This window comes from Protofrankia sp. Cas8, from assembly GCF_963555845.1.
Lineage (GTDB): Bacteria > Actinomycetota > Actinomycetes > Frankiales > Frankiaceae > Protofrankia.
Genome location: NZ_CAUVXI010000319.1, coordinates 1 through 4,168, shown reverse-complemented (window position 1 = coordinate 4,168; position 4,168 = coordinate 1). Strand labels below are relative to the sequence as shown.

The window sequence follows — 4,168 nt, the reverse complement described above, 5'->3', positions numbered from 1 at the left end:
TGTTGGACAGGCTGGTCGCGGCGGCGAACGGGCTCTGCCCGGACATCGCCTCGATCCCGGTCTACACCACCGCGCTGGCCGACCCGCGCGCGGAACCGCTGCGTGACGGCGCCTACTGGGCGGCCAACCTGCGCAACCCCGTCCGGTTCGCGGCGGCTGTACAGGCGGCGGCCGAAGACGGCTACACCGCCTTTGTCGAGATCTCCGCACACCCCGTCGTCGCGCATTCGGTGGCCGAGACCCTGGACGCGCTGGGAATCGCGGACGGCTACGTCGGCGGCTCGCTCCGGCGTGGCACCCCCGACCAGCGCACGCTGCTCGCCAACGTTGCTGCACTGCACTGCGCGGGCGTCGAAGCACGCCGCGCGTCCGGCGGGCAGCCGCTGGCCGAGTTGCCCACGACGCCGTGGCGACACCGGCGCTACTGGCGCGACTCCGCCGTGAGCCGGCCCGTGCGCTCTCACGACGTCGAGCGCCACACCCTGCTCGGCGGCCACACCGTCGTGGTCGGTTCGGGTCGGCTTGAGCTCTGGCAGACCTACCTCGACCTGACCTGCCGGCCCTACCCCGGCGACCATCCGGTACACACCGTAGAGATCATTCCCGCGGCCGTGTTGCTGCACACCTTCGCCACCGCCGCCTCGAACGGCGGCTCGTTGGCCGCGCTCGCCGACATCGTGCTGCGCACTCCGGTCGTGGTCAGCGCACCGCGCGAGATCCAGATCTCCTGCCAGGATTCGACGCTGCGGCTGAGCTCCCGGCGCGTCGGCGGCACGGGCGACGGCGGCACGGGCGTCGGCGGCACCGGCGTCGGCGGCACGGGCGAGGGCGACGGTGTCTGGCTCACCCACACCACGGCCGCCGTTGATCCGCTTGGTGCGGTCGCCGAGCGGACGCTTGAGCTCGCCGCGTTGCGTGCGAGCTGCCCGGACGTCCTACCGAACGACTTCGTCGTCGACCGTCTCGCCGGCATCGGCGTCGCGGCGATGGGCTTCCCCTGGCACATAACCGAGCTGCGCGTGCTCGACGGCCAACGGCTGTTCGCCGCGGTGGACTCCGGCTACGGGGCCGCCCCGACGTGGGCGTCGGTGTTGGACGCTGCGCTGTCCATCGCATCGGTGGTCTTCGGCGGGCCGCCGACTCTGCGGATGCCCGCCGGGATCAGGCAGGTGGCGTTCAACGGTGACTCACCATCACAGGCCCTCATATACATCCGCACCAGCGTGGAGCGCCCCACAGACACCGCGGACGTCGACATCGCCACTGTCGACGGCCGTGTCGTCGCGACCCTGACCGGCTTGCGCTACGCGGTGCTCGACGGCGACCCGGGCGCCGCTGCCAGTCCGAGCAGGCTCGTCCACGAGATCGTCTGGCGGCCCCTGACGGTGGCGGAGGACACCTGCGCCCTCGACGCGGTCGTCATCGTCGGCACGCCACTCGAGGCGATCGCGGACGCGGCGCGGGACGCGGGGATTGCGATCTGGCAGGTTGCGGACGCCGACGCCCTGGACGGATTGCGTGACCGAGCAGGCGCGAACACAGCGGTGCTGGTCGGCCCGACACCGCAGGGCGACAACGAGGCTGACAGCGCGCAGCGCTCCGCATGGCTGCTCGCCTGCGTCGCCCAGCGTGTGTCGGGCTGGACGGGCGGGCGACCGAGAATCTGGGCGGTGACCAGCGGTGTGCCGGACGGCTCGCTCACCGGCGCTTCCATGTGGGGCGTCGGCCGCGTCATCGCCGGGGAACAGCCCGAGCTGTGGGGCGGGATCATCGACAGCGACCACCTGGCCGCATCGGCCGAGCGGCTGCTCGCGGTCCTGCGCGCGCGACCCGACGAGGACGCGGTGCGGATCATCGAGGGTCGGACGACAACGTCGCGCCTCCTGCCTGTGCCCGGCCACATCGTTCGCCCCGCGCCCACGTTCCGCCCGGACGGCACATATCTGGTCACCGGTGGGATGGGAGCGCTCGGCCTCGAGGTAGCGCGCTTCCTGGCCGGACGCGGCGCACATCGGCTCGTCCTCGCAAGCCGGCGCCCCTTCCCGGAAAGGGCGGAGTGGGACTGTTGTTCGGACGAGCGGATCCTCGCCCAGATCGAGGCGGTGCGGGCGCTGGAATCCCTCGGCGTCACGGTCAAGGTCCTCTCCCTCGACATCACCGACGCCGCGGCGATTCGGACGGCGCTCGACCCGGCGGCGCTCGGCCTGCCGCCCATCGTCGGGATCGTGCACGCCGCCGGGATATCGGACGACCGGATGCTCGGCGAGCTGGACGAGGACTCGCTGGCCGCGGTGATGGCGCCCACAGCGCACGGCGCGCTCGTCCTGCACGAACTCTTCCCGCCAGGCAGCGTGGACTTCTTCGCGATGTTCTCCTTCTGCGGGTACCTGCTGGGCCTGCCGGGTCAGGCGAGCTCCGGCGCGGCGAACGCCTTCCTGGACGCGCTGGCCGCCCACCGGGGTGACGATACGATCAGCTTCGGCTGGACCTCGTGGCGAGGGCTGGGCATGTCGACATCCTCGACCATGATCGACCTTGAACTCAACGCCCGTGGCACTGCGGACATCTCGCCCCTCGAGGCATTGCGCGCCTGGGATTTCGCCGAGCGGCGTGTCGGCACGCACTGCGCGGTCCTACCCATGATCACAGTGGATTCCGGCATGCCGAGACCACCGCTGCTGCGGGAGATCACCGTCGAGGAGACGGTCGCGGGCAGATCCGGCCCCGCCGACGACTGGTCGGCACTCGAACCCGCCGAACTGCTTGACCAGCTCATGGACATGGTCCGCACACAGGTCGCCGAGGAGATCAAGCTGGCTCCCCAGGAGCTGGACACCGGCAAACCGCTGCTGGAGATGGGCCTGGACTCAGTGATGACCCTGGTTATCCGGCGACGCCTGGAGAAGCTGTTCCGTGTCCCGCTGCCGGCGACGCTGCTGTGGAACCGGCCAACCGTGGCGGCGCTGGCCGAGTACCTCGCCGAGGTGCTGAGCGGCGGGGAAAGGTCGGCCGCACCTGACGAGGGCGAAGTTATCCCGGCGGGCGCCGTATGAGCGCCGACGTGGCGCCCTGGGTCGATCGATGCATGTGCGGCGGACTGTCCCGCTCCACTTTCCGCGATCTCGAAGGCCATCCACCTGTCGTATGCGATCTCTGTTGTGGGATCGCGGCGGGCGGGAAGGCCGACGTGGACCCCGCTAGGATAAGCAATGATACAATCGCTTACGCGATCCAAGGGGGGACCATTCGGGCATCGTGGATCGCCTGAGCCAGGAGCCCCGGTGGACTTCCACTTCCTCCTCGCCCTCGTCCTCTCGCCAGGCGTCGTCGCCGGCTTCGTGACGATCACCAAGCACCGCCAATGGCTTGACCTTGTGCGCCATGTCTACGACCACGAGGCCGCAGAGGGTCGAATCGTCGATCCCATCGCATTGTTGGAGACCGCCAAGCACTCCCGTGCCGCTCGACCATGACCCCGCCCACTCACCATGGTCATCAATGTCCTCCCCCAGCTCGTAATCCGGGTCAAGATAACGAGCTCAGCCGCAATGCCACTGACGCTAGTTAGATCTTGGTCGTGGCTGGTGTGTCGTTTGCGGTAGTTCTGCCTGGTTGACGGCATGATCGTGGGGTGTGACGGACACTGAGACGGCGGCGGGCAGCCGGCTGACGGACCGGATCTCGCTGGGGGTCCTGGCGTCGTTCGTGCCGCGCGATGCGGTCGACGATGCGGTCGACGAGGCGATCGAGGCGACCGGGAAGGGCGCCCGGCGCAGCGACGCGACGATCCCGCCGCACGTGGTGGCCTACTTCGTGATGGCGTTGGCGCTGTTCGCGGACGACGACTACGAGGCGGTCGCACGCCGGCTGGCCGGGACGCTCGACGACCTCGACGTCACCTCGCCGGCCTGGGAACCGGCCTCGGGTGGGCTGACCAGGGCCCGCCAGCGGCTCGGCGCGGCGCCGCTGGCGGAACTGTTCTCCCAGGTCGCCGTGCCGGTCGCGGACCTGGACACGGTCGGGGCGTTTCTCGGCCCGTGGCGGCTGATGAGCATCGACGGGCTGGCGTGGGACGCGCCGGCGTCCAAGGACACCATCGCCGCGTTCGGCCTGCCGGCCGGCCGCGACGACGCGCCGGGGGTGTTACCGAAGGTCCGCGCGATGACCG

At 70.3% G+C, this 4,168-nt stretch carries 3 protein-coding genes; all 3 read left to right on the top strand.

The annotated features are described in order from the left end of the window. Nucleotides 1–3,053, top strand: a 3,053-nt coding sequence (locus U9977_RS26135) for an SDR family NAD(P)-dependent oxidoreductase (RefSeq protein ID WP_322751937.1), incomplete at its 5' end; no start/stop codon positions are given. Nucleotides 3,054–3,281: 228 nt separating this feature from the next. Continuing rightward, nucleotides 3,282–3,473, top strand: a complete 192-nt coding sequence (locus U9977_RS26130) for a hypothetical protein (RefSeq protein ID WP_322751936.1) — start codon at nt 3,282–3,284, stop codon at nt 3,471–3,473. Between the two features lie 160 nt (nt 3,474–3,633). Then, nucleotides 3,634–4,168: transposase domain-containing protein (locus U9977_RS26125; protein WP_322751935.1), on the top strand; the 535-nt coding region annotated here is incomplete at its 3' end.